This window comes from Cellulomonas sp. P4_H4 (assembly GCF_056400865.1).
On sequence record NZ_JBFUKL010000008.1, the window covers coordinates 1 to 23,508 of the forward strand.

Consider the following 23,508-nt stretch of genomic DNA (forward strand, 5'->3'; position numbering starts at 1 on the left):
GGCACGACGAGCGCTCCGATCGCGGTGACCGCTGCGGCGACGTACGCCGCGGGCTGCAGGCCGACCGCGTAGCCGTCGGGCGTCAGGGTGCCGTCGGACGCGGTGAACACGGCCACCAGCGTCGCGACGCCGAGCGCCCCGCCGATCTCCCGCAGGGTGGCGTTCACCGAGCTCGCCGTCCCGTGGTCGTCGGGCACCATGTCGGCGAGGACGGCCGTCGCGCTCGGCGCGAACGTCAGCCCCATCCCGATGCCCGCCATGGCCAGGCCGGGGACGAGGTCGGCGTACGTGAGGCTGTCGTTGGTGACCAGGAGGCCCTGCCATGCCAGCCCGGCGGCCTGGAGGAACAGACCCGTGGTGAGCAGCGGGCGGACGCCCAGCCGCGGAGCGAGCATTCCGGCGATCGGCGCGAAGATCGTGGGCGCGGCGGTCCACGGCAGGGTGCGGATGCCGGCCTGCAGCGGGGTGAAGCCCATGCCGACCTGGAGGTACTGGGCGAGCAGGAACACGAGCCCGAACACCCCGAACGAGAACGCGAACGCGCTGATGTTCGCCACCGAGAACGACCGCTCGCGGAACAGCCGCAGCGGCACCAGGGGGTGGTCGGTGCGCGACTCGCGGACGACGAAGCCGAGCAGGAGGACGACGCCGAGGACGAGTCCACCGAGGACGCGCGCCGAGGTCCAGCCGTCGTCGTTCCCGCGGATGATCGACCAGACCAGGGCCAGCACGGCCGTACCGGCGAGCGCGAGACCGGCCAGGTCGAGCGGCTGGCGACGACCGTGCGACTCCGGCAGCGCCCACAGGACCAGGGGGATCGCGACGAGCGCGACCGGGACGTTCAGCCAGAAGATGGCCTCCCAGGAGATCCCGTCGACGACCGCGCCGCCGATGACGGGCCCGAGCGCTACGCCGAGGCCCGAGACGCCACCCCAGATGCCGATCGCCATGGCCCGCTTGCTCGCGGGCACCGCGCCGGCCAGGAGCGCGAGGGAGAGCGGCATGATCGCGGCCGCCCCGGCTCCCTGCAGGGCGCGTGCGCCGATGAGCATCTCGGGGCTCGTCGACAGGGCGGACAGGATGGACGCGCCCCCGAAGATGGCGATGCCGGCGATGAACACCCGCCGGCGCCCGAGCCTGTCGCCGAGTGTCGCCGCCGCGATCATGAGGGTCGCGAAGCTGAGCGTGTAGGCGTTCACCATCCACTGGAGCTGCTCGAGCGAGGCGTTGAGCTCGGTCTGCAGGACGGGGAGGGCGGTCGTCATGACGAGGTTGTCGAGGGTCGCCATGAACATCGGGACGGACGCGGCGACCAGCGCGATCGCGGTGCCTCGGCGGCGGAGCAGGGGGCGCGGTTCGACCAGGGCGTCGGCCCGGCGCTCAGCGGATGTCGTGAGGGTCACGATGACTCCTAGGAGGCGCAGATGCTGTACGGGTGACTTGTTGGCATTGATTGATAACTAACAAGAGAGACGTTAGGCATCGGCTGATAACATGTCAACCATGAACATCGATCAGACGGTTCAGCGACCGACACGGATGTCCGGGACGCAGCGCCGCGCCGAGATCCTCGTCGCGGCACGCAAGGTCTTCGCGGATCGCGGGTACGCGGCCAGCACCGACGAGGTGGCGCGGGCCGCCGGCGTCTCGCAGCCATACGTCGTGCGCCTGTTCGGCACCAAGCGCGAGCTGTTCCTGGAGGCGTACCGCGAGGCTGCGGGAGAGATCGTGGCCGCGCTCGGCTCGGTGCCGGCCGGCCCCGAAGCCGGTCCGCAGATGGCCGACGCCTACGTCGGGCTGCTCGAGGACCGCAACCTCCTGCGGCTGACCATGCACGGGTTCCTCGCGGGTGCCGACGACGAGGTCGGGCAGATCGCGCGGCACACGCTGGGGGAGGCGTTCCGGCTGTTCCGTGAGCGGACGGGCTCGGACGAGGACACGGCGCGGCTGTTCGTCGCCCAGGGCATGCTCATCAACGTGCTGCTCGCCGTGGACGCTCCCGCGCACGTGGGCGAGGACGCCGGCCTCGACGCCCTCGTGATGTGCGTCCAGGAGAGCATCTCCGAGCGGCGCACCGCGTGACGCGAACGGACCGACAGGGGCCCGATCGCCAGCGAGCCGAGCGTCGCCCGACCGCGGCAGACGGTGTCGTCGTCGTCGACAAGCCGTCCGGCTGGACGAGCCACGACGTGGTCGCGCGCATGCGCTGGCTCGCGGGCACGCGCAAGGTCGGCCACGCGGGCACGCTCGACCCGATGGCCACCGGCGTCCTCGTGATCGGCATCGGTCGGGCGACGAGGCTGCTGACGTACATCGTCGGCGCCGACAAGGAGTACACGGCGACGATCCGGCTGGGGGAGTCGACGACCACGGACGACGCCGAGGGCGAGACGCTGGCCGTCCGCGACGCGTCGGGCGTGACGCGCGAGGCCCTGGACGAGGGGATCGCGGGCCTGACGGGCGAGATCCAGCAGCGACCGAGCGCGGTCTCGGCCATCAAGGTGGACGGACAGCGCGCCTACGCCAGGGTCCGTGCGGGCGAGGACGTCGAGCTCGCCGCGCGCCCCGTGACCGTCTCGCGCTTCCAGGTGGACGACGTGCGGCCGGCGGGTGGGGCGCTCGACGTGGACGTCACCGTGGTCGTCTCGTCGGGGACCTATGTCCGAGCGCTCGCCCGCGACCTCGGTGCCGGGCTCGGCGTCGGGGGGCACCTGACCGCGCTGCGGCGCACGCGGGTCGGCGGCTACGGGCTCGACGTGGCCCGCACGCTCGACGAGCTGGCCGAGGTTGCACCCGACGTGCCGATCGACGTGGTGTCGCTGGCCGACTCGGCCCGCGCGACGTTCCCGGTGCGCGACCTGACGCTCGAGGAGGCCGCCGCACTGTCCTACGGGCAGCGGCTCTCGGCGCCGGGAGACACGACCGAGGGGACCGTGGCGGCGATCGCGCCGGATGGCCACCTCGTCGCGCTCGTCGAGACTCGCGGTGGTGCGGTGCGACCCGTCCTCGTCTTCGCGCCGGCCTGACGGCGTCCTGCGACCGCGTTCCGACGACCCGCCCGGCCACGATTCCCGGCCGCGGTTCGGCCGTCGGCCGTCCAGGTGGCAGGCTGGGCCCGGACCGCGACGACGGCAGTCCGCACGGATCGGCCCGCTGGGCCTCGCGACAGGAGCTTGTGTGCAGCGCTGGACCGACCTCTCGGACGTCCCGGACGGGTTCGGACCCTCGGTCGTCACGATCGGCAACTTCGACGGTGTGCACCGCGGTCACGTCGGCGTCCTGACGCGCATGGGAGCGGACGCCCGCGCGGTCGGTGCCCAGGCGGTCGCCGTGACGTTCACCCCGCACCCGCAGCAGGTGCACCGTCCGGACACCGCGCCCCCGGTCATCACAGGCGACGACGACCGGATGGAGCTCATGGAGCTCGCGGGTCTCGACGCGGTCCTGCTCCTGCCCTACACGCTCGAGTTCGCCCGGCAGACGCCCGAGGAGTTCGTCCGCCGTTACCTCGTGGACGGACTGCACGCGTGCGTCGTCGTCGTCGGTCGTGACGTGCGGTTCGGCGTTAACAACTCGGGCGACCTCGCGACGATGGTCGAGCTCGGCCGGACCCACGGGTTCGAGGTCGAGGTGATCGAGGACGTCACGCCCGCCGAGTCGGCCGACCCCGGCAGCGCCGAGGACCGCGCGGCCGACCCGCTGCGTCGCCGGTGGTCCTCGACGTGGGTGCGCGAGCTGCTCGAGGTGGGCGACGTGGTCCAGGCCGCACGCGTCCTGGGGCGCCCCCACCGCATCCGCGGCACCGTCGTGCACGGTGACGCGCGCGGTCGCGAGCTGGGCTTCCCGACGGCGAACCTCGGACCCGACGCGACCGGCCTCGTGCCCGCGGACGGCGTCTACGCGGGTTGGCTGAGGCGCGTCTCCGCAGCAGCTGACGACCCGGACCGCGTCCTGCCCGCGGCGATCTCCATCGGCACGAACCCGACGTTCGACGGCGTCGAGCGCCGCGTCGAGGCGTACGTGCTCGACCGCACCGACCTGGACCTGTACGACCAGGTGGTCGTGCTCGAGCTCGTGGAACGGTTGCGGCCCACGCTGCGGTTCGACTCGATCGACGACCTCGTCGTCCACATGACGGCGGACGTCGACCGGGCGCGCACCATCCTGAGTGCCGACGTGACTGCAGACGTGACTGCCGATGTCAGCGGTGTCAGCCCGTCGCCGTCGGCCTGATAGGCTATGGGCGCCGTCTGAACGGCCGCGGATCGAGAGAGCCCGGGTGGATATGCCCCGGCGCACCGCGCAACGAGTCAACCAGGAGATCGAGTGCCGCTCGAAAGTGCCGTCAAGCAGTCCATCATGACCGAGTACGCCACCCACGAGGGTGACACCGGTTCCCCCGAGGTTCAGATCGCGATGCTCACGCAGCGCATCAAGGACCTCACGGAGCACCTCAAGACCCACAAGCACGACCACCACAGCCGCCGCGGCCTGCTGCTGCTCGTCGGTCAGCGTCGTCGCCTTCTCGGTTACCTCCAGAAGGTCGACATCAACCGCTACCGCAGCATCATCGAGCGGCTCGGCCTGCGCCGATAACGCCTTCCACCAGCCCGGACCCGGTACAGGGTCCGGGCTGGTGTGGCGTTAGGCAGGGCGCACGACTGCACGACACGTAGTACCCGCACCACGCAGTACCTGCACCACCACACCGCGTCGGTCCGCTCGGTTCGGTCCTCGGTAGTGGCTTCCGGAAGCTCGAAGGAGAGTCCGGTGGCCTCGATCGAAGATCGCTCGCGGACGGCCGGCGCCTTCACGAAAGAGGAGGGCACCCGTGGAGGGTCCCGAGATCCAGTTCGCCGAAGCCGTGATCGACAACGGTCGCTTCGGCACCCGCACCGTCCGCTTCGAGACCGGCCGCATCGCCAAGCAGGCCGCCGGTTCCGCCGTCGCCTACCTCGACGGTGAGACCACGCTGCTCGCCGCCACGACGGCCGGCAAGCACCCGAAGGAGCAGTTCGACTTCTTCCCGCTGACGATCGACGTCGAGGAGCGGTCGTACGCGGCCGGCAAGATCCCCGGCTCGTTCTTCCGTCGCGAGGGTCGTCCGTCCACCGAGGCCATCCTCGCGTGCCGGCTCATCGACCGCCCGCTGCGCCCCCTGTTCGTCAAGGGCCTGCGCAACGAGGTCCAGGTCGTCATCACCGTGCTGTCGATCCACCCGGACGACGCCTACGACACGCTGGCCATCAACGCCGCGTCCATCTCGACGCAGCTGTCGGGCCTGCCGTTCTCCGGTCCCGTCGGTGGCGTGCGCATCGCGCTCGTCGAGGGTCAGTGGATCGCGTTCCCGCGGTACTCCGAGCGCGAGCGCGCGACGTTCGACATGGTCGTCGCCGGCCGCGTCGTCGGTGACGATGTCGCCATCGCCATGATCGAGGCCGAGGCCCCCGAGAAGTCCTGGAACATCATCAAGTTCGAGGGTGGCGTCGCCCCCACGGAGGAGATCGTCGCCCAGGGCCTCGAGGCCGCCAAGCCGTTCATCAAGGTGCTCGTCCAGGCGCAGCAGGAGCTGGCCTCGAAGGCCGCCAAGGAGACCCAGGTCTTCCCGACGTTCCCGGACTACCAGGACGACACCTACGCCGCCGTCGAGGCCGCCTCGACCGCGTCGCTGGGCGAGGCCCTGAGCATCGCGGACAAGCAGACCCGCGAGAACCGTCTCGACGAGATCAAGGGCGAGGTCGTCGCCGGCCTGTCCGAGCAGTTCGAGGGTCGCGAGAAGGAGCTGTCGGCCGCGTACCGCTCGGTCCAGAAGAAGCTCATCCGCCAGCGCATCCTCACGGACGGCTTCCGCATCGACGGTCGCGGCCTGCGGGACATCCGCACGCTGTCGGCCGAGGTCGAGGTCCTGCCCCGTGTGCACGGCTCGGCGATCTTCGAGCGCGGCGAGACCCAGATCCTGGGTGTCACCACGCTGAACATGCTGCGCATGGAGCAGCAGCTCGACACGCTCTCCCCGGAGACGCGCAAGCGCTACATGCACAACTACAACTTCCCGCCGTACTCGACCGGCGAGACGGGTCGCGTCGGTTCGCCGAAGCGGCGCGAGATCGGCCACGGGGCGCTCGCCGAGCGCGCGCTCATGCCGGTCCTGCCGAGCCGCGAGGAGTTCCCCTACGCGATCCGCCAGGTCTCCGAGGCGCTGAGCTCCAACGGCTCGACGTCCATGGGCTCGGTCTGCGCGTCCACCCTGTCGCTGCTCAACGCCGGTGTGCCGCTGCGCGCGCCCGTCGCGGGCATCGCCATGGGCCTCGTGTCCGACACAGTGAACGGTGAGACCCGCTACGCGGCGCTCACCGACATCCTGGGCGCCGAGGACGCGTTCGGTGACATGGACTTCAAGGTCGCCGGCACCCGCGAGTTCGTCACGGCCATCCAGCTCGACACCAAGCTCGAGGGCATCCCCGCCTCGGTGCTCGGCGGCGCGCTCACGCAGGCCAAGGAGGCTCGCCTGGCGATCCTCGACGTCATCGCCGAGGCGATCGACGTGCCCGACGAGATGAGCCCGTTCGCACCGCGCGTCATCACGGTGAAGGTCCCGGTCGACAAGATCGGCGAGGTCATCGGGCCGAAGGGCAAGATGATCAACCAGATCCAGGAGGAGACCGGCGCCGACATCTCGATCGAGGACGACGGCACGGTCTACATCGGCGCCACCGACGGTCCGTCGGCGGAGGCCGCGCGTGCGGCGATCAACGCGATCGCCAACCCGCACATGCCCGAGATCGGGGAGCGCTTCGTCGGCACGGTCGTCAAGACCACGACGTTCGGTGCGTTCGTCTCGCTCTCCCCGGGCAAGGACGGCCTGCTGCACATCTCGCAGATCCGTCGCCTCGTGGGTGGCAAGCGCGTCGAGAACGTCGAGGACGTCCTGTCCATCGGGCAGAAGGTCCAGGTCGAGATCGGCGAGATCGACCCGCGCGGCAAGCTGTCGCTGCACGCTGTCGTCGAGGACGACGCACCGGCCGAGGGTGCTGCCGAGTCGGTCGACGCCTGACGTGCCGCTGGACCTTCCGCTCGTCCGCCCGGGTCAGCCGGGCAGTGAGCAGACCGTCGGGCAGGAGGGCGACGCCATCGTGCGTCGTTCCGTCCTGCCCGGCGGGGTCCGCGTGCTCACGGAGCACATGCCGGGCCTGCGCTCGGCGACCGTGGGCGCCTGGGTCGGCGTCGGCTCGCGCGACGAGTCCGACGGCCACCACGGCTCGACGCACTTCCTCGAGCACCTGCTGTTCAAGGGCACCGCACGGCGCACGGCGATGGACATCGCCGAGGCGTTCGACGCGGTCGGTGGGGAGGCCAACGCCGCCACCGGCAAGGAGCACACCTGCTACTACGCGCGCGTGCTCGACACCGACCTCCCGATGGCGGTCGACGTCATCGCCGACATGGTCACCTCCGCGCGGCTCGACGCCGACGAGCTGGAGACCGAGCGCGGCGTCATCCTCGAAGAGCTCGCGATGAACGACGACGACCCGAGCGACGTCGTCCACGAGCAGTTCGCTGCCCTGGTCCTGGGTGAGCACGCGCTCGGCCGGCCCATCGGCGGCACTCCCGACACCATCCGCGCGGTCCCGCGCGACGCGGTGTGGGAGCACTACCGCGAGCACTACCAGTCCTCGACGCTCGTGGTCACGGCCGCGGGCGGCGTCGACCACGACATCCTGTGCAAGCAGGTGACCGAAGCCCTGCACACGGGCGGCTGGTCGCTCGACGACGCCGCGCAGCCGCGTGGCCGCCGGTTGTCCAGCACCGGGCTCCGGGCCGGCCAGGAGGGCATCCCGTCGGGCGGCCTCGAACGCACGATCCGACGCCAGACCGAGCAGGCCAACGTCATCGTCGGCGGAACCTCGCTGACGGCGACCGACCCCCGCCGGTTCACGCTCTCCGTGCTGAACGCGGTGCTCGGTGGCGGCATGTCGTCGCGGCTGTTCCAGGAGATCCGCGAGCGCCGTGGTCTGGCCTACTCGACGTACTCGTTCGCGTCCGGGCACGCCGACACCGGCATCTTCGGGCTCTACGCGGGCTGCACGCCAGGCCGTGTCGACGAGGTCGTCGCGCTCATGGTCGAGGAGTGGGAGCGGATGGCGGAGACGCCCATCACGCAGGCCGAGCTCGAGCGCTCCATGGGTCAGCTCTCCGGTGGGCTGGTGCTCGGCATGGAGGACTCCGGCTCTCGCATGAGCAGGCTGGGCAAGTCCGAGCTCGTGCACGGCTCGCTGCTCAGCATCGACGAGTCGCTCGAGATGATCCGCGACGTCACGGTGCAGGACGTGCAGGACCTCGCAGCCGACCTCGCGTCACGGCCACGCTCGGTCGTGCGCGTCGGACCCTTCGGCGACTGAGCTCACCCACCGGTAGTCGGTCGCCCCGCCCGTCGTGCGGTTCTCGAGACGGGTGAGGGCGGCCGCCGCCGGGCCGATGCAGCCCGCCACGGCGATCGCCAGCGCGGCGGCGGCGGAGGTCGCGAGCAGGTAGTCGGCGCCGCCGCCGAACCAGTCCCACGCACGCGGGGCGGTGGCAGACAGACCGACCAGCACGGCCGCGAGCGTGCCGCCGGGCGTGCGGCCGACCAGCAGCGCCGCGGTCACCATCCCGACGAGCAGTGTGCGGCCGGGGTCGTGGAGCGCGTAGGTGATGCTCTCGCGAAGCGTGATGCCGTCGTCCGCCGAGATCGTCGCGTACAGGCTGACGGCAGCGATGCCGAGCGCCGGGATGCCGAGGGCGAGGCTCGCCACGAGCCACGCCTGCACGGACGAGCGAGGCCGGACGGGCCAGCGAGGCTGACGGGCGGCGAGGTGGCACGTCACGACGACGGCCGCGACCAGCACGACGGGCACGAGCACGCCCGGTCCGACGACCGCAGGGTCCTCGATCAGCTCCAGCCCGGTGAGGCGGTCCGCCGGGACCAGGTAGGTCGGTGCGATCGGCCCCGGCCACCAGGGGAGCCACCAGGCGCCGACGTCCCCGGTCGCGAACGCGGAGCGGGCCCCCAGGGCGGTCCAGCCGACCACGACGCCGACCGCGACTACGACGATCCATCGTCGTGCCGCCCGCCGGCTCGCCACGACCGCGACCCAGCACACAGCGCACCACACCGTCACCGAGGCTGCCCAGCGGGCGCCGACACCGAGAACCTCCGAAGTCGTCAGTCCGGGCCAGTTCCAGGCGGCGACGGTGAGCGCGTCCTGGCACCCGACCAGGACGCACGTCAGGACGAAGACGACCGCGCCGACGATGCCCAGAGCCAGCAGCATCGCCTGTCGCCCGCCAGTGGGTGCGTGGAGCGCGGTCATGATCGTGTATCGGGCGCCCCGCCGAGCCGCTTGAGCGGTTCGCCGAGCCGGCCGGTGATCGACCCAGGTCCTGCACGGGCGGTGACGTCGCCGCAGGTGCATCGGTTGCGTGACCGGGCCCCGAGCGCAGCTGCCGGGGTGATGATGGAGCATGCCTGTCGCTGTGCGGTACCAGCGGTTCGAGACCGGACCGGTCGCGGACCTCGTCGAGCACGCCTGGGTGGTGCATGACGACGAGACGCCCACCCGCGAGGTCCTGCTGCCCGACGGCCGCGGACTCCTGCAGGTCGTCGCGGGCATGCCGGGGGTGCGCATCGATCCGGTGGGCGGGACGCAGGAGCCCGACGTGTCCGGCGTGCGCGGACTGACGACGCGAACGGTCGTCCGCGAGGGGGCAGCGGGGTCGGTCAGGCTCGGTCTGCAGCTGCACCCGCTGGCCGGCGCGCGCCTCGGGTCGGTGCTCTCCGACGAGTGGCGGTCGATCGACGCCCTGCTGGGAGCAGGTATCGAGGCGGCTGTGGAGACCCTGCTGGCCGACGGGGCCGACGCGGCCGCGGTCGGGCTCCTGACCGAGTCGGTCGCCGCACTCCCGCGGCACCCGTCCCACGAGCTCGACCGGTTCGCCGACGTCCTCGAGGCGATCGATGCCTCGGGTGGCCTGGTGCGTGCGGCCGACCTCGCGCGCGGTGCCGGTTCGACGGTCACCGAGCTGTACCGCTGGTCCGTCGGCCATCTCGGGGTCCCCCCCGCCGACTACCTGGCTGCGGTGCGGTTCTCGACGTTCGTGCGCGAGGCCGTGGGCCCGGGCGTCGTCAGCCCGCACGACGTGGTCGCCGCCCTGTGGTGGTACGTCCGCGCCGGGTACGCGCCGCGTGAGGTCGAGCGGTTCACGGGTCTCGAGCCGGCCGACCTGCGACGTCTGGCCGAGTCCGTCGAGGTGCTCGTCGGCGGCTAGGGTTTCACCTCGTGAGCGAACGCATCAGGGTGGCCGTGCTGGGTGCGGCGGGCCGCATGGGTCAGACCGTCGTCCGCGCCGTCGAGGAGGCCCCGGACCTCGAGCTCGTGGCCGCGATCGACGCGGGGGACGACCTCGCGACGCTGGCCGAGGTGGGCGCACAGGTCGCCATCGACTTCACGATTCCCGCGGTGACCGAGGTCAACGTGCACGCGCTCGTCGACGCCGGCATCCACGTCGTCGTCGGCACGACGGGCTGGACCGACGAGTCGCTCGCGCGCGTCCGCGACCACCTGGCCGACCGGCCGGGCGTCGGCGTGCTGATCGCCCCGAACTTCGCGCTCGGAGCCGTGCTCGCCATGGCGTTCGCGGCCAAGGCGGCGCGCTGGTTCGAGTCGGTCGAGGTCATCGAGCTGCACCACCCCGACAAGATCGACGCACCGTCGGGCACCGCCAGGCACACGGCCGCCGCGATCGCCGCGGCCCGCGCGGCCGCCGGTGTCGGCCCGGTGCCCGACGCGACGTCGGAGTCGCTCGACGGCGCCCGTGGCGCCTCGGTGGACGGCATCCCGGTGCACTCGGTGCGGCTGCGCGGGCTGGTGGCGCACGAGGAGATCCTGCTCGGCAACGCAGGTGAGCAGCTCACCATCCGGACCGACTCGTTCGACCGCGTGAGCTTCATGCCCGGCGTGCTGCTCGCGACACGGCAGGTCGGCAGCAGGCCCGGGCTGACGGTCGGGCTCGACCAGCTGCTCGACCTGGCCTGAGCCGTGCCCTCGCGCCGTCGCTGGACGTCGATCGCCGGTGCCGTCGCACTGACCGCGCTGCTGGCGTTGTACTTCTGGCTGGTCGCCGCGCGTGCCACGGCCCTGATCCGTACAGGTGAGCCCGTCGGCATCGTGCTGGGCGTCGCGTTCTGGGCGCTCCCGATCGTCGGGGTCTGGCTCGTGTACCGCGAGTGGTCGCTGGCCGTCGACGTGCAGCGGATGGCCGACGAGCTCGCGGACGCCGACGAGCTGCCCGTCGACGACCTGCCTCGCTCACCGGGCGGACGGATCGACCGCGCAGCCGCCCGTGAGGCGTTCGGCCCGGCACGTGCGCTGGCCGAGGCGGAGCCCGACGACTGGCGCTCCTGGTACCACCTCGCGTTCGCCTACGACGCGGCGGGGGACCGGCGGCGCGCACGCGAGTCGCTGCGCACCGCCAGCCGCCTGCACAAGGGCTAGATCGACGCCGACCAGCGGTGCTCGGTGACCACCCGGGCCGATCCGTCGGGGAGCGTGCCGGACGCGAGCTCGCGGGAGACGTCGTCCGGACCCAGTCCCGACGATGCGAGGAACTGCGCGCGAGCGCTGTCGCCGTCGAGCACCCACGTGTGGACCTGGTCGGCACCGTCCTGACGCAGGGTGTCGACGGCGGCCGCGAGGAGCCGCGACCCGTGCCCGCCACGCTGTTGCGAGGGTTCGACCTCGAGCGTGAGGATCACGCCGCCCGGTGCGTCGAACGGTCGACCCTCGGGCGTCGGCACGGGTGCGAGGGAGACGACCCCCACGACCGTGGCTCCCTCGCACGCGACGAGCACGCGGAAGCCCGCGCCCGGGGGAGTCGTGACCGCGGCAGCCCACTGCGACTCGATCGCGGCCACGTCGAGCAGGTCGAGCGCGCCGGCCAGGACGTCGGCGTGCGACAGGCGCCACGCCTCGACCTGGATGCGCGCGATGGCGTGCTCGTCGCCCCGGACCGCCGGCCGGACCGAGACGTCCGCGTTCTCGCTGAACAGAGGCATCAGGCGACGCCGACGGGGGCGGGTTCGTACGCGACGACCTTCGGGGGGTGCTTGGTCGAGACCTTGTCGATCCATGCGAGTGCCATGGCGGAGACGATAAACGCCAGGTGGATGATCGTCTGCCACAGGAGCACGTCCGTGCCGTCGGTGGCGATGATCGTGCGGGCCTCGATGAAGCTGCGCAGCAGGTGGATCGAGGAGATGCCGATGATCGACATCGCGAGCTTCGTCTTGAGCACGTTGGCGTTGACGTGCGAGAGCCACTCGGGCTGGTCGGGGTGCCCGTCGAGCCGGATGCGGGACACGAACGTCTCGTAGCCGCCGACGATGACCATGATGAGCAGGTTCGCGATCATCACGACGTCGACGAGCCCGAGCACGCCGAGCATCATCTCCTCCTCGGTCAGCCCGTGGCCGCCGAAGACGCCCTCGGCGATGTGCCAGAGCTCGAGCATGAACTGCCAGACGTAGATCGCCTGCGCCACGATCAGGCCGAGGTAGAGCGGCACCTGGAGCCAGCGGGACAGGAAGATGACGGAGCCGATGCGGCTCGTGGGGGCGGGAGCGGGGGTGGGCGTTGCCACGGAGTCCTCCGGTGCGATGGGCGGGCTCTATTCATCACTGCAGCCGCGTCCGGCCGGGGATGATCGGTCGGTGCGGCGCTGTCGCAGCGCTCGTGAGGCCCAACGGCCGGCGCGCCCGGAACGTGCCCGTCAGCTCATGCCCAGGGCCCGCAGCCCGGCGGCGGTCAGGGCGGCGAGCAGCACGACGACGATGAACGGCGCCCGCAGGGCGAGCGCGACACCCGCCACGATCAGCGCGGGCAGCCGAGCGTCCACGACGAGGCTCTGACCGTGGGTGAAGGCCTGGACGGCGACGAGCGCCGAGAGGAGGGCGACCGTCACGAGGGCCGCGGTCCGGGCGACGCGCGGTTGCGCGAGCCAGTGCTCGGGCACCAGGTGGCCGGCCAGCTTGAGGCCGAAGCAGACGGCGCTCGCTGCGACGAGGGCGACCCAGGTGACGGCGTGCGTCACCCGACCACCTCCTCGGGGTCCGACGTCGGCCGGGCCGGCGGCGCTGGCGTCAGCAGCCCGGCGAGGATCGCGACGATCGCGGCGAGCAGCACCGGGATCCCAGCCGGCACGAACGGCGTGAGCGCGAGTGCGACCAGCACGGCGCCCGCCGCGACGAGCTGCGCGTGGCGCGCGTTCGGGCCGGTCACGCGCGGCCAGACGAGCCCGAGGAACGCGGCGGCCGCTGCGGCGTCGAGGCCGTACTTGCGTGGGTCACCGAGGGCGTCGCCCAGCAGGGCTCCGACCAGCGTGAACGTGTTCCACAGGGCGAACACACCCACCCCGGTCCACCAGAAGCCGACGCGCGACGCGCGACGCGTCTTCTGCGCGGTCGCGACGGCGGTCGACTCGTCGATCGTCAGCTGAGCGGCACCCGTCCGCCGCCAGCCGTGCACGCCCAGCAGCGGCGCGACCTGAGGTCCGTACAGCCCGTTGCGCACGCCCAGCAGACCGGCCGTCGCTATCGCGGCGCCGGCCAGGCCACCGGCTCCGACGACGCCGATGAACGCGAACTGCGAACCGCCGGAGAACATCAGGAGGCTGAGCGCCATGGTCTGCGGCAGGGACAGGCCCGCTGCGACGGCCAGGGCGCCGAACGAGACGCCGTAGAGGCCGGTCGCGAGCGAGACGGAGACCGCTTGGCGGACGGCCGCGCGGGCACCGTCGTCGGAGACGACCTCGACGGGAGAACCCTCCACGGGCGTCAGATCGCGACGTAGACGCTGTCGAGGTACTCCTCGATGCCTGCCTCGCCACCCTCACGTCCCAGCCCGGACGACTTCACTCCACCGAACGGTGCGCTCGCGTCCGAGACCAGCCCCCGGTTCACGCCCAGCATCCCCGTGTCGACCGACTCTGCGAGCCGCAGGACCCGGGCGATGTCACGCGTGTAGGCGTAGGCCACGAGCCCGTACGGCGTCGAGTTGGCGAGCGCGACGCCTTCGTCCTCCGAGCCGAACGTCACCACAGGTGCGACCGGGCCGAACGTCTCCTCGGTGATCACGCGCAGGTCCGGCGAGACGCGGTCGAGCACGGTCGGGGCGTAGAAGTACCCGCGGCGGTCGGGGCGCTCGGCGCCGATGCGCACGCGTGCACCGCCGTCGACGGCCTCGGCGACGACCTCCTGCACGCGGTCGACCGCGGCCTCCTCGATCAGTGGGCCGACCGTCACGCCGTCGTCGGCCCCGTGGCCGACGACGAGCTTGTCGAACGCGGCCGTGAGCCCGGCGGTGAACTCCTCGGCGACGGACGCGTGCACGAGGAACCGGTTGGCGGCGACGCACGTCTGGCCGGCGTTCCGCATCTTCGCCTGCACGGCGCCGGTGACGGCGGCGTCGATGTCGGCGTCCTCGAAGACGAGGAACGGTGCGTTGCCACCCAGCTCCATCGAGGTGCGCAGGATCGTGTCGGCCGACGCCTTCAGCAGCGCCGACCCGACCTCGGTCGAGCCCGTGAACGACAGCTTGCGCAGACGGGGGTCGGACAGCAGCGGTCCGGAGATGCTGCGCGCCGACGCGGACGGCACGACGTTGATCACGCCCGCGGGCAGACCGCGTGCCTCGAGCTCCTCGCGGATGATCTCGGCGACGTAGGCCGTCGTCAGCGGGGTGAGCTGCGCGGGCTTGATGACGACGCTGCAACCGGCCGCGAGCGCGGGCGCGACCTTGCGCGCGATCATCGCGATCGGGAAGTTCCACGGCGTGATGAGCAGCGCGGGACCGACCGGCCGGCGCAGGACGAGCTGGTGGTTGGTGCCCGAGGGCGCGCGCCGGGCGAGGCCCTCGAACCGGACCGCCTGCTCGGCGTACCAGCGGACGTAGTCGGCCCCGTACGCCACCTCCGCGCGTGACTCGGCCAGCGGCTTGCCGCCTTCGGCGGTCACGAGCGCGGCGATGTCCTCGGTCCGGGCGGTGATCTTCTCGAAGACGGCGCGCAGCAGCTCGGAGCGCACGCGCGGCGACGTGGCGCGCCAGACGGGGAACGCGTCCGACGCGGCGGTCAGGGCGGCGAGGGCGTCCTCGGACCCACCGTCCGCGACGTCGAACAAGGTCTCGGTGGTGCCCGGATCGTTCACCGCGAACGTGCGCCCGCTCGCAGCGGGGCGCCATGCCCCGTCGATCAGGATGCCGGTCGGGACGTGGGCTGCGACGGTGGGGGGAAGGGACGGCGGCGTCATGCCCGCAGTCTTGCTCTCCTGGCCGCGCCGCACCACCGACACGCACCTGTCGACCTACGATGACCCCCATGGTCGAGACGCCGTACGAGGATCTGCTCCGACTCGTCCTGGAGACGGGCACCCCGAAGGCGGACCGGACAGGCACGGGGACCCGCAGCGTGTTCGGCCACCAGATGCGCTTCGACCTCTCCCAGGGCTTCCCGCTCGTCACGACGAAGCGGGTGCACCTGCGCTCGATCGCGTTCGAGCTCCTGTGGTTCCTGCGCGGTGAGTCCAACATCGAGTGGCTGCGCGAGAACAAGGTCACCATCTGGGACGAGTGGGCCTCGCCGGAGGGTGAGCTGGGCCCGGTCTACGGGGTGCAGTGGCGCAGCTGGCCGACGCCCGACGGTGGGCACGTCGACCAGATCGCGCAGCTCATGGAGAACCTGCGGCGCGACCCCGACTCGCGCCGGCACATCGTCTCCGCGTGGAACGTCGCCGACATCCCCTCGATGGCCCTCGCCCCGTGCCACGCGTTCTTCCAGTTCTACGTCGCCGACAGCCGGCTGAGCTGCCAGCTGTACCAGCGCTCCGCGGACCTGTTCCTCGGCGTCCCGTTCAACATCGCCTCGTACGCGCTCCTGACGCACATGGTCGCCCAGCAGGCCGACCTCGAGGTCGGCGACTTCGTGTGGACCGGTGGTGACTGCCACATCTACGACAACCACGTCGAGCAGGTGCGCGAGCAGCTGACCCGCGATCCCTACCCGGCGCCGACGCTGAAGCTGCGCAAGGCCGCATCGATCTTCGACTACACGTTCGAGGACATCGAGGTCGTCGGCTACCAGCACCACCCGGCCATCAAGGCACCGGTGGCCGTGTGACGATCGCCCTCATCTGGGCCCAGACGCCGACCGGGATCATCGGTCGCGACGGGACGCTCCCGTGGCACGTGCCCGAGGACATGGCCCACTTCCGGGACCTGACCCGCGGGCACCCGGTGATCATGGGCCGCGGGACGTGGGACTCGCTGCCACCGCGCTTCCGGCCACTGCCCGACCGGGACAACATCGTGCTCACCCGCGACCCCGCGTTCGAGGCCGCCGGTGCGCTCGTCGCACACGGGGTCGAGGAGGCGCTGCGGCTCGTCGAGAACCGGGACGCCTGGGTGGTCGGCGGGGGAGAGGTGTACTCGCTGTTCCTCCCGATCGCGGACCGGGTGGAGCGCACGATCGTCTCGCTCGACGTCGGCGGCGACACCCGCGCGCCGACGCTCGACCGGCTCGACTGGAAGCGTGCCGAGCCGGAGGGCGCGTGGCTCGCGTCGTCCGCGGGTGGCACGCGGTACCGCTTCGAGTCGTTTCTGCGGCGCTGAGCTCCTGGCGTATCTGCGCAGGTAGGAGAAGGCTCCTTTCATCAGGGTCTCGTCCGGACGGGGACGCGGCACGATGCAGGGAGACGACGATGTCGGACTCAGGATTGACCCATGACCAACGGCACCTGACCTGCGCGGTCCCGCCGAGCCCCCATCTGCGTGCGCAGTGGGCGCGGGTCCTCGAGGGCGCCAACGCGGCGGCCGCGCGGGCCGACGGCGTGGCTCCGTTCCTGCGGATCGAGCGCGACCCGCGCCCGCTGGGCTTCAACGACGGCGTGATCGTGCCGCCCGAGGAGTTCCCGGTCGGCACCTCCCTGATGGCGATCAGAGGTGCGGCCTCCGACCGTGCGCCGCTGCGTGGCACCGTGCGCGTCGCCGTGGTCCTCGTCGACTTCCCCGACAAGCCGATGACCACCACCAAGGCGCAGATGCAGAAGCTGTTCTTCTCGACCGGCGCGATGCCGCACGGCAGCGTCAGGGAGTACTACCACGAGGTCACCAACGGCCTCGTCGCGCTCGACGGCGTCGTGGTGGGGCCGTACCGGATGCCCCAGACGCTCGCCTGGTACGCCGCGAACGGCTCGGGCGTCGGCAAGGGCGGCACGCCGTTCCGGTCGCCGCAGCTGGCCAAGGACGCCGCGATCGCGGCGAACGCAGCCGTCGACTTCGGTCCGTACGACAACGACCACAACGGCTTCGTCGACGCGTTCATCGTCGTGCACGCGGGCAAGGGCGCCGAGGAGACGGGTGCGCTCGGCGACATCTGGTCGCACAAGTCGACGCTCGCGGCCGCGTTCAAGGCCGACACGAGCAAGATCTACGGCTACCTGACCATCCCCGAGGACGCGAAGATCGGCGTCAGCGCGCACGAGCTGGGACATCTCCTCTTCGGCTTCCCCGACCTGTACGACACCGACTACTCGTCGGCGGGCATCGGTGACTGGTGCCTCATGGCCGGTGGGTCGTGGAACGGGGCGGTGCCGGGCGAGCAGCCCGCCCACCCGAGCGCGTGGTGCAAGGCGAACCAGGGCTGGGTGTCGACGACCGTCGTCGCCACGGACGGCCCACTGACGATCCCCCAGGTGGAGACGTCGCACGCCGTGTTCCGGCTGTGGAAGGACGGCGCCGGCGGTGCCGAGTACTTCCTGCTCGAGAACCGCCAGCAGACGGGCTACGACGCGTCGTTGCCCGGCTCGGGCCTGCTCCTGTGGCACATCGACGAGACGATGCCGGGCAACACCGACGAGAACCACTACAAGGTGGGCCTCGTGCAGGCCGACGGGCACCGTGACCTGGAGCTCAACCACAACGGGGGAGACGGCGCGGACCCGTTCCCCGGGACGGCCTCGGTCAGCACGGTCGACGGGTCGACGACGCCCAGCACGCGATCGTTCGCGAACGCCGACACCAGCGTCGCGCTGACGGCGATCTCGGCGTCCGGCGCCTCCATGACCGCGACCGTCAAGGTCAGCTCTGCGACGACGCCGCCGACGGACAGCAAGGAGGCCATCGCCGTGCTCATCGACAGCCTGGTGAAGGACGGCGAAGAGATTGCCGCGCAGGCTCAGGAGCTCAAGGCCCTCTACCTGGCCACCGCGGTCGCGGGACGGGTGGTGGGCTGACGGTGGTCGCTGCACGCAAGAACCGCACGGCGGTCGTCGCGTTCATCCAGGCGGTGCGGGAGCAGGGAGAGGACCTCGTCGAGCTGGAGCTGTCCGTGCAGAGCACCGCGCCGGTCGAGGGCCAGCTGGACCTGCTCACGAGCAACCTGCCCGTCGACCAGCCGTGGACCATGATCGCCCGACGATCCGAGCTGCCCGAGGGAGACCTGACCGGTTGGGAGGTCTCGGGTGAGGCGACGCTCGCCGGGCCCGGCGTCGTCCGGCTCATCACGGCGGAGCCCGCTCCTGTCCTGACCCCGCCGGAGCCCTGACGGAGCTGCGCTCCCGATCAGCCGCGCCGCTGATCAGCCGCGCCGCTGACCGAGCCAGGGCGGTACCGTGGCCCCATGCCGCGCAACGCCACGCCCACGCGCCCGTTCGGGTCCGTGCTGACCGCGATGGTCACGCCGTTCACCGCGGACGGTGCGGTCGATCTCGCGTCCGCCGTCCAGCTCGCCCGGCACCTCGTGGCGGTCGGGCACGACGGGCTCGTCCTCAACGGCACCACGGGTGAAGCGTCGACCACGCACGCCCCGGAGAAGGCGGAGCTCGTCGCCGCTGTCGTCGAGGCCGTCGGGGACGACGCCTGGGTCGTCGCAGGCGCCGGCTCGAACGACACCGCGCACGCGGTCCGGATGGCCGAGCAGGCCGCCGAGGCCGGTGCCCATGGGCTGCTCGTCGTCAGCCCGTACTACTCGCGGCCGTCCCAGGAGGGCGTCCGGCGCCACGTGACCGCGGTCGCCGATGCCACCGACCTGCCCGTCATGCTCTACGACGTGCCCGGGCGCACCGGCGTCCGGTTCGCCGCGCAGACCATCGACGCCCTCGCCGCGCACGACCGCATCGTTGCCATGAAGGACGCGACCGGCGACACGTACGCGGCCGCGAAGGCGATCGAGCGCACGGGCCTCGCCTGGTACTCCGGCGACGACAGCGCCCTGCTGACTCTCCTCGCGCACGGTGCCGTCGGCATCGTCAGCGTCACGGGGCACGTGGCCGGTCGCCAGCTCGTCGACGTCGTCCGCGCCTTCGACGCAGGCGACCACGCCGAGGCGCTCCGCATCTTCCGATCGATCATTCCCGCGATCGACGCACTCAACGGCGCAGGCTTCCAGGCCGTCGCCGCGAAGGCCGCGCTCCAGGCGCTGGGCATCATGCCCGAGCGCTCGGTGCGCCTACCGCTCGTCCCCGCGTCCGACGACGAGCTCGCGCAGATCCGAGACGGCCTACTGGCCGCCGGGCTGCTCGACGTCGCCGTGCGCTGACCATGCACATGACACACCTGGAGACACATTGAGTCACCCGCACCCCGAGCTCACGCTGCCGCCGGCCCTCCCGGCCGGAGCCCTGCGCGTCGTCGCGCTCGGCGGGCTCGGTGAGGTCGGCCGCAACATGGCCGTCCTCGAGTACGCCGGCCGCCTGCTCGTCATCGACTGTGGCGTCCTCTTCCCCGAGGACCACCAGCCCGGCGTCGACCTGATCCTTCCCGACTTCGAGTACATCAAGGACCGCCTGAACGACATCGAGGCGATCATCCTGACGCACGGGCACGAGGACCACATCGGTGCCGTCCCGTACCTGCTGCGCCTGCGCCGTGACATCCCTCTCGTGGGCTCGCAGCTGACGCTCGCGTTCATCGAGGCCAAGCTCAAGGAGCACCGGATCACGCCGGTCACGCGCGTCGTGCGCGAGGGCGACACGCAGTCGTTCGGCGCGTTCGAGTGCGAGTTCATCGCCGTGAACCACTCGATCCCCGATGCGCTCGCGGTCGCCGTGACCACCGGCGCCGGCACGGTGCTGCACACCGGCGACTTCAAGATGGACCAGCTGCCGATGGACGGCCGGATCACCGACCTGCGCGCGTTCGCGCGGCTCGGAGAGAAGGGCGTCGACCTGTTCATGGTCGACTCGACCAACGCCGAGGTTCCCGGCTTCGTCTCGCCCGAGCGCGGCATCGGTCCCGTCCTGGACCAGGTGTTCGCTGACTCGACCAAGCGGATCATCGTCGCGTCGTTCGCCTCGCACGTGCACCGCGTGCAGCAGGTCCTCGACGCCGCCTACACGCACAACCGCCGCGTGGCCCTCGTCGGCCGCTCGATGGTGCGCAACATGGGGATCGCCGCGGACCTCGGCTACCTCAACGTGCCCGACGGCGTCCTCATCGACATCAAGAAGGTCGACGATCTCCGCGACGACGAGATCGTGCTCATGTGCACCGGCTCGCAGGGCGAACCGATGGCCGCCCTGTCGCGCATCGCGAACAACGACCACAAGGTCTCGGTCGGCCCCGGCGACACCGTGATCATGGCGTCGTCCCTGATCCCGGGGAACGAGAACGCGGTCTTCCGGGTGATCAACGGCCTGACGCGGCTCGGTGCGCGCGTCGTGCACTCCGGCAACGCCAAGGTCCACGTCTCCGGGCACGCCAGCGCCGGCGAGCTCCTGTACTGCTACAACATCCTCCGGCCGCGCAACGTCATGCCCGTGCACGGCGAGATCCGGCACCTGGTGGCCAATGCGGCGCTCGCGGTGCAGACCGGCGTCCCGGCCGACCGTGTCGTGCTCGCCGAGGACGGCATCGTCGTCGACCTGGTGAACGGCCGGGCGTCGATCGTCGGGGCGGTGCCGTGCGGCTACGTCTACGTCGACGGGTCGAGCGTCGGGGAGATCACCGAGGTCGAGCTCAAGGACCGCCGGATCCTCGGCGACGAGGGGTTCATCTCGATCTTCGCGGTGGTCAGCTCGGCCGACGGGAAGGTCCTGGCCGGTCCGCAGATCCACGCTCGCGGCTTCGCGGAGCAGGAGGCCGTGTTCGACGACATCCTCCCGGAGCTCACCGCGGCGTTGGAGGAGGCCGCCCGCAACGGCAACTCCGACGCGCACTCGCTCCAGCAGGTCATGCGCCGGGTCGTGGGTCGCTGGGTGTCGAACCGCCTGCGCCGCCGCCCGATGATCATCCCGGTCGTCGTCGAGGCCTGACCGGTCGGCACGGCTTGGCACGGTCCCGATCCACACGGGCGGGACCGTGCTGCGGCCGGTGCGTCGGTCAGCTCGGGTTGACCCCGTCCGCCGGAACTGCGAGCTCCTCGAGGTCACGCGGCGCCGGCTCCGGCGGTAGGCCTGGCCTCGGCTCGCGCGACCGGCGCGACGCCGCAGCGGAGCCGAGGAGGATCAGCGCCGTCGCGACCAGCACCGCGACCGTGATCGCCTCGTCGAGCACGATCGCCCCGAGCGCGACGGCGACGACGGGGTTGAGGTAGGCGACCAGCGTCGACCTGGCCGCGCCGACCTCGACGATCAGGCGGAAGAACAGCACGAACGCGAGCGCGGTGCAGACCGCGCCGAGCGTGATGAGCGCGAGCACCCCGTCGCGGGACGGCATGGTGTGCGGGCCCGTGGCCAGGACGAACGGCAGGTAGAACAGCGCCGTGACGCCCAGGCAGGTGGCGGTGAGGGGGATCGCGGGGACGGTGCCGAGGTACCGGTCCGCGATCATCGGCGCGATCGCGTACCCGACCGCGGCGAGCAGCACCTGCGTGACGGCCCACGCGCTCCCGCTTGCGGCAGCACCGGGCCCGAGCAGGAGACCGACGCCGACGAGGCCGATGATCAGCCCGACCCACCGCACGGCCGCCACGGGCTGTCGGTCGCCGAACAGACGCCCCAGGATCACGGCGGCGATCGGCACGGTCGCGATCAGCAACCCGGTGGTCGAGCTGGCCAGCGTGGTCTCGGCGCTGGGCAGCAGGATCCACGGCCCGATGAGCTCGAGCACCGCGAACGCCAGCAGGGGCCGCCAGTGACCGCGCAGCACCCGGAGCCCGCCCGCGCGCAGCGCGAACGGCAGGAGCAGCAGGGCGCCCAGACCCGTGCGCACGAACACGACCATGACCGGCGTGACCTCGCCGACCGCGACCTTGATCAGCAGGTAGGGGATGCCCCAGATGATCCCGACGGCGAACAGCAGGACCCAGCCACGTCGGCTCATCGGGCAACCGCCGCTGTCCCGACGATCTGCGTCACGTCTGTCATCTCGTCATTCTCGATGCCCTGCACCCCGACCTCCACGCACATCCCGCCAACGTACGACCGACCACCGACACGTCCATGGCAAGGCCTGTCGAGTGCCGACCGGACGACGACTCACGCGCGGAACGCCGCGCGGTGGCGCCTCGGACTCGTGCGGAACTCCCTCGCGAAGTGCTGCCGGAGCGCGGCCGACGACCCGAACCCGGCGGCCCGCGCGACGTGCTCGACGGACTGGTCCGTGGACTCGAGCAGCACCCGGGCGCGCACCAGCCGCTGCCGCAGCAGCCACTGAGCCGGACTCGCGCCGGTGCGCGCACGGAACTGCCGCGTGAACGTCCTGCGTGACTGGTGCACGCTCGCCGCCCAGGTGTCCAGGTCGAGCGGCTCGTCGATCCGGGCGGTGGCCCAGGCCATCGCTGTCTCGACAGCGTCGGAACCCTCGCCGGGCGAGACGGGTGCGGGGATGTACTGCGCCTGGCTGCCGTCCCGGTGCGGAGCGAGCACCAACGACCGGGCCAGGTCCGACGCGTACGCCGCGCCGTGGTCGCTGCGGACCACGTGCAGGCAGCAGTCCAGGGCTGCGGCGACTCCCGCGGACGTCACGACGTCGCCCAGGTCGCACCACAGCACGTCCGAGCGGACGGTCGAGGCAGGAGTCCGGCGGGCCAGCTCGGGTGCCGCGGACCAGTGGGTGGCGACCTCCCGGCCGTCCACGAGACCTGACGCGGCGACGACGAACGAGCCCAGGCACAGCGCCACGATGCGCGCACCGCGGGCGTGGGCTGCCCGCAGGGCCCCGAGAAGCTCGTCGGAGGGCGTGACAGAGGTGTCCCAGCTGGGGACGACGACGGTCCCGGCGGTCGACATGGCCTCGAGCCCGGCGTCGACGACCAGGTCGTAGCCCGCGTTCGTCGGCAGCCGGCCCGGGACCTCCGCGCACACGGTCACGCGGTAGCGCGGTGCGGGCGAGCTGCCGGCGCGGGACGTGAACACCGTGGAGGGCACGGACAGGTGGAACGGGCTCATCCCGGGGAACGCCAGGACGGCGATCTGGTGCAGCTCCATGGCCCGATGCTAGCGAACGGTGTCCGTCGGGCCACTGGTGAGAACCTCCCGCCTCG

At 71.7% G+C, this 23,508-nt stretch carries 24 protein-coding genes; 15 read left to right on the plus strand and 9 right to left on the minus strand.

What is annotated here, in order from left to right:
• Nucleotides 1–1,403: MFS transporter (locus AC1DPN_RS18175; protein WP_477086181.1), on the minus strand; the 1,403-nt coding region annotated here is incomplete at its 3' end.
• Nucleotides 1,404–1,503: 100 nt separating this feature from the next.
• On the opposite strand from AC1DPN_RS18175, the gene AC1DPN_RS18180 reads away from it, so the two are divergent.
• From AC1DPN_RS18180 to AC1DPN_RS18205, 6 genes are all read left to right on the plus strand, one after another.
• Complete coding sequence (locus tag AC1DPN_RS18180) at nt 1,504–2,082, plus strand: TetR/AcrR family transcriptional regulator (RefSeq protein WP_477086182.1); 579 nt, start codon at nt 1,504–1,506, stop codon at nt 2,080–2,082.
• Nucleotides 2,079–3,026 (plus strand): tRNA pseudouridine(55) synthase TruB, encoded by a 948-nt coding sequence (gene truB / locus AC1DPN_RS18185; protein WP_477086183.1) that lies wholly within the window; start codon nt 2,079–2,081, stop codon nt 3,024–3,026. Before AC1DPN_RS18180 ends, truB begins: the two co-directional genes overlap by 4 nt.
• Before the next feature lie 151 nt (nt 3,027–3,177).
• The gene (locus AC1DPN_RS18190; protein WP_477086184.1) at nt 3,178–4,233 is read left to right on the plus strand and encodes a bifunctional riboflavin kinase/FAD synthetase; all 1,056 of its coding nucleotides are present in this window, start codon (nt 3,178–3,180) and stop codon (nt 4,231–4,233) included.
• A gap of 93 nt (nt 4,234–4,326) precedes the next feature.
• Nucleotides 4,327–4,596: a 30S ribosomal protein S15 gene (gene rpsO, locus AC1DPN_RS18195; RefSeq protein ID WP_028049909.1), complete on the plus strand. Its 270-nt coding sequence runs from the start codon at nt 4,327–4,329 to the stop codon at nt 4,594–4,596.
• A gap of 235 nt (nt 4,597–4,831) precedes the next feature.
• Nucleotides 4,832–7,054, plus strand: a complete 2,223-nt coding sequence (locus AC1DPN_RS18200; protein ID WP_477086185.1) for a polyribonucleotide nucleotidyltransferase — start codon at nt 4,832–4,834, stop codon at nt 7,052–7,054.
• A 1-nt stretch (nt 7,055) separates the two neighbouring features.
• Nucleotides 7,056–8,399 carry a M16 family metallopeptidase gene (locus tag AC1DPN_RS18205; RefSeq protein ID WP_477086186.1) on the plus strand — a complete coding sequence of 448 codons (1,344 nt, stop codon included), beginning with the start codon at nt 7,056–7,058 and terminating at the stop codon, nt 8,397–8,399.
• On the opposite strand, the gene AC1DPN_RS18210 is transcribed toward AC1DPN_RS18205, so the two are convergent.
• Entirely contained in the window at nt 8,355–9,350 is a 996-nt protein-coding gene (locus AC1DPN_RS18210; RefSeq protein WP_477086187.1) for a hypothetical protein, read from the minus strand. The two genes, AC1DPN_RS18205 and AC1DPN_RS18210, sit on opposite strands and share 45 nt — an antisense overlap.
• Before the next feature lie 151 nt (nt 9,351–9,501).
• Here AC1DPN_RS18210 and AC1DPN_RS18215 point away from each other — a divergent pair, with 151 nt between their 5' ends.
• The 3 genes from AC1DPN_RS18215 to AC1DPN_RS18225 are packed head-to-tail and all read left to right on the plus strand — an operon-like array spanning nt 9,502 to nt 11,531.
• Nucleotides 9,502–10,305 (plus strand): hypothetical protein, encoded by an 804-nt coding sequence (locus AC1DPN_RS18215; protein ID WP_477086188.1) that lies wholly within the window; start codon nt 9,502–9,504, stop codon nt 10,303–10,305.
• Between the two features lie 11 nt (nt 10,306–10,316).
• Nucleotides 10,317–11,072, plus strand: a complete 756-nt coding sequence (dapB, locus tag AC1DPN_RS18220; RefSeq protein WP_477086189.1) for a 4-hydroxy-tetrahydrodipicolinate reductase — start codon at nt 10,317–10,319, stop codon at nt 11,070–11,072.
• Between the two features lie 3 nt (nt 11,073–11,075).
• Complete coding sequence (locus AC1DPN_RS18225; RefSeq protein ID WP_477086190.1) at nt 11,076–11,531, plus strand: hypothetical protein; 456 nt, start codon at nt 11,076–11,078, stop codon at nt 11,529–11,531.
• On the opposite strand, the gene AC1DPN_RS18230 is transcribed toward AC1DPN_RS18225, so the two are convergent.
• The 5 genes from AC1DPN_RS18230 to AC1DPN_RS18250 all read right to left on the minus strand — a co-directional run bounded on the left by AC1DPN_RS18230 (nt 11,528) and on the right by AC1DPN_RS18250 (nt 15,340).
• The gene (locus tag AC1DPN_RS18230; protein ID WP_477086191.1) at nt 11,528–12,091 is read right to left on the minus strand and encodes an N-acetyltransferase family protein; all 564 of its coding nucleotides are present in this window, start codon (nt 12,089–12,091) and stop codon (nt 11,528–11,530) included. The genes AC1DPN_RS18225 and AC1DPN_RS18230 overlap by 4 nt on opposite strands.
• Nucleotides 12,091–12,675: a TIGR00645 family protein gene (locus tag AC1DPN_RS18235; RefSeq protein ID WP_477086192.1), complete on the minus strand. Its 585-nt coding sequence runs from the start codon at nt 12,673–12,675 to the stop codon at nt 12,091–12,093. Before AC1DPN_RS18235 ends, AC1DPN_RS18230 begins: the two co-directional genes overlap by 1 nt.
• Nucleotides 12,676–12,804: 129 nt before the next feature.
• A complete protein-coding gene (locus AC1DPN_RS18240) occupies nt 12,805–13,125 on the minus strand; it encodes an AzlD domain-containing protein (protein WP_477086193.1) in 321 nt (106 codons plus the stop codon).
• Complete coding sequence (locus AC1DPN_RS18245) at nt 13,122–13,862, minus strand: AzlC family ABC transporter permease (protein ID WP_477086194.1); 741 nt, start codon at nt 13,860–13,862, stop codon at nt 13,122–13,124. The genes AC1DPN_RS18240 and AC1DPN_RS18245 overlap by 4 nt, the downstream gene beginning before the upstream one ends.
• Before the next feature lie 5 nt (nt 13,863–13,867).
• Nucleotides 13,868–15,340 (minus strand): NAD-dependent succinate-semialdehyde dehydrogenase, encoded by a 1,473-nt coding sequence (locus AC1DPN_RS18250; RefSeq protein WP_477086195.1) that lies wholly within the window; start codon nt 15,338–15,340, stop codon nt 13,868–13,870.
• Nucleotides 15,341–15,399: 59 nt separating this feature from the next.
• On the opposite strand from AC1DPN_RS18250, the gene AC1DPN_RS18255 reads away from it, so the two are divergent.
• The 6 genes from AC1DPN_RS18255 to AC1DPN_RS18280 all read left to right on the plus strand — a co-directional run bounded on the left by AC1DPN_RS18255 (nt 15,400) and on the right by AC1DPN_RS18280 (nt 21,337).
• Nucleotides 15,400–16,206: a thymidylate synthase gene (locus AC1DPN_RS18255; RefSeq protein WP_477086196.1), complete on the plus strand. Its 807-nt coding sequence runs from the start codon at nt 15,400–15,402 to the stop codon at nt 16,204–16,206.
• Entirely contained in the window at nt 16,203–16,697 is a 495-nt protein-coding gene (locus AC1DPN_RS18260) for a dihydrofolate reductase (RefSeq protein WP_477086197.1), read from the plus strand. Before AC1DPN_RS18255 ends, AC1DPN_RS18260 begins: the two co-directional genes overlap by 4 nt.
• Before the next feature lie 89 nt (nt 16,698–16,786).
• A complete protein-coding gene (locus AC1DPN_RS18265) occupies nt 16,787–18,319 on the plus strand; it encodes a M6 family metalloprotease domain-containing protein (protein WP_477086198.1) in 1,533 nt (510 codons plus the stop codon).
• Between the two features lie 2 nt (nt 18,320–18,321).
• On the plus strand, nt 18,322–18,630 hold the full coding sequence (locus tag AC1DPN_RS18270) for a hypothetical protein (protein ID WP_477086199.1): 309 nt from the start codon (nt 18,322–18,324) through the stop codon (nt 18,628–18,630).
• A 75-nt stretch (nt 18,631–18,705) separates the two neighbouring features.
• Nucleotides 18,706–19,623, plus strand: coding sequence for a 4-hydroxy-tetrahydrodipicolinate synthase (gene dapA / locus AC1DPN_RS18275; protein WP_477086200.1), 918 nt, complete (start codon nt 18,706–18,708; stop codon nt 19,621–19,623).
• Nucleotides 19,624–19,651: 28 nt separating this feature from the next.
• Nucleotides 19,652–21,337 (plus strand): ribonuclease J, encoded by a 1,686-nt coding sequence (locus AC1DPN_RS18280; protein WP_477086201.1) that lies wholly within the window; start codon nt 19,652–19,654, stop codon nt 21,335–21,337.
• A gap of 67 nt (nt 21,338–21,404) precedes the next feature.
• Here AC1DPN_RS18280 and AC1DPN_RS18285 read toward each other — a convergent pair whose 3' ends face one another.
• On the minus strand, nt 21,405–22,346 hold the full coding sequence (locus AC1DPN_RS18285; RefSeq protein WP_477086202.1) for a DMT family transporter: 942 nt from the start codon (nt 22,344–22,346) through the stop codon (nt 21,405–21,407).
• A gap of 155 nt (nt 22,347–22,501) precedes the next feature.
• Nucleotides 22,502–23,452 carry a GlxA family transcriptional regulator gene (locus AC1DPN_RS18290; protein ID WP_477086203.1) on the minus strand — a complete coding sequence of 317 codons (951 nt, stop codon included), beginning with the start codon at nt 23,450–23,452 and terminating at the stop codon, nt 22,502–22,504.
• Nucleotides 23,453–23,508: the final 56 nt, after the last annotated feature.

Coding starts and splice junctions, on each gene's coding strand:
- AC1DPN_RS18180 (WP_477086182.1), top strand. CDS start 1,504: ATGAACATCGATCAGACGGTTCAGCGACCGACACGGATGTCCGGGACG.
- AC1DPN_RS18210 (WP_477086187.1), bottom strand. CDS start 9,350: ATGACCGCGCTCCACGCACCCACTGGCGGGCGACAGGCGATGCTGCTG.
- AC1DPN_RS18215 (WP_477086188.1), top strand. CDS start 9,502: ATGCCTGTCGCTGTGCGGTACCAGCGGTTCGAGACCGGACCGGTCGCG.
- AC1DPN_RS18230 (WP_477086191.1), bottom strand. CDS start 12,091: ATGCCTCTGTTCAGCGAGAACGCGGACGTCTCGGTCCGGCCGGCGGTC.
- AC1DPN_RS18250 (WP_477086195.1), bottom strand. CDS start 15,340: ATGACGCCGCCGTCCCTTCCCCCCACCGTCGCAGCCCACGTCCCGACC.
- AC1DPN_RS18255 (WP_477086196.1), top strand. CDS start 15,400: ATGACCCCCATGGTCGAGACGCCGTACGAGGATCTGCTCCGACTCGTC.
- AC1DPN_RS18265 (WP_477086198.1), top strand. CDS start 16,787: ATGTCGGACTCAGGATTGACCCATGACCAACGGCACCTGACCTGCGCG.
- dapA (WP_477086200.1), top strand. CDS start 18,706: ATGCCGCGCAACGCCACGCCCACGCGCCCGTTCGGGTCCGTGCTGACC.
- AC1DPN_RS18285 (WP_477086202.1), bottom strand. CDS start 22,346: ATGAGCCGACGTGGCTGGGTCCTGCTGTTCGCCGTCGGGATCATCTGG.
- AC1DPN_RS18290 (WP_477086203.1), bottom strand. CDS start 23,452: ATGGAGCTGCACCAGATCGCCGTCCTGGCGTTCCCCGGGATGAGCCCG.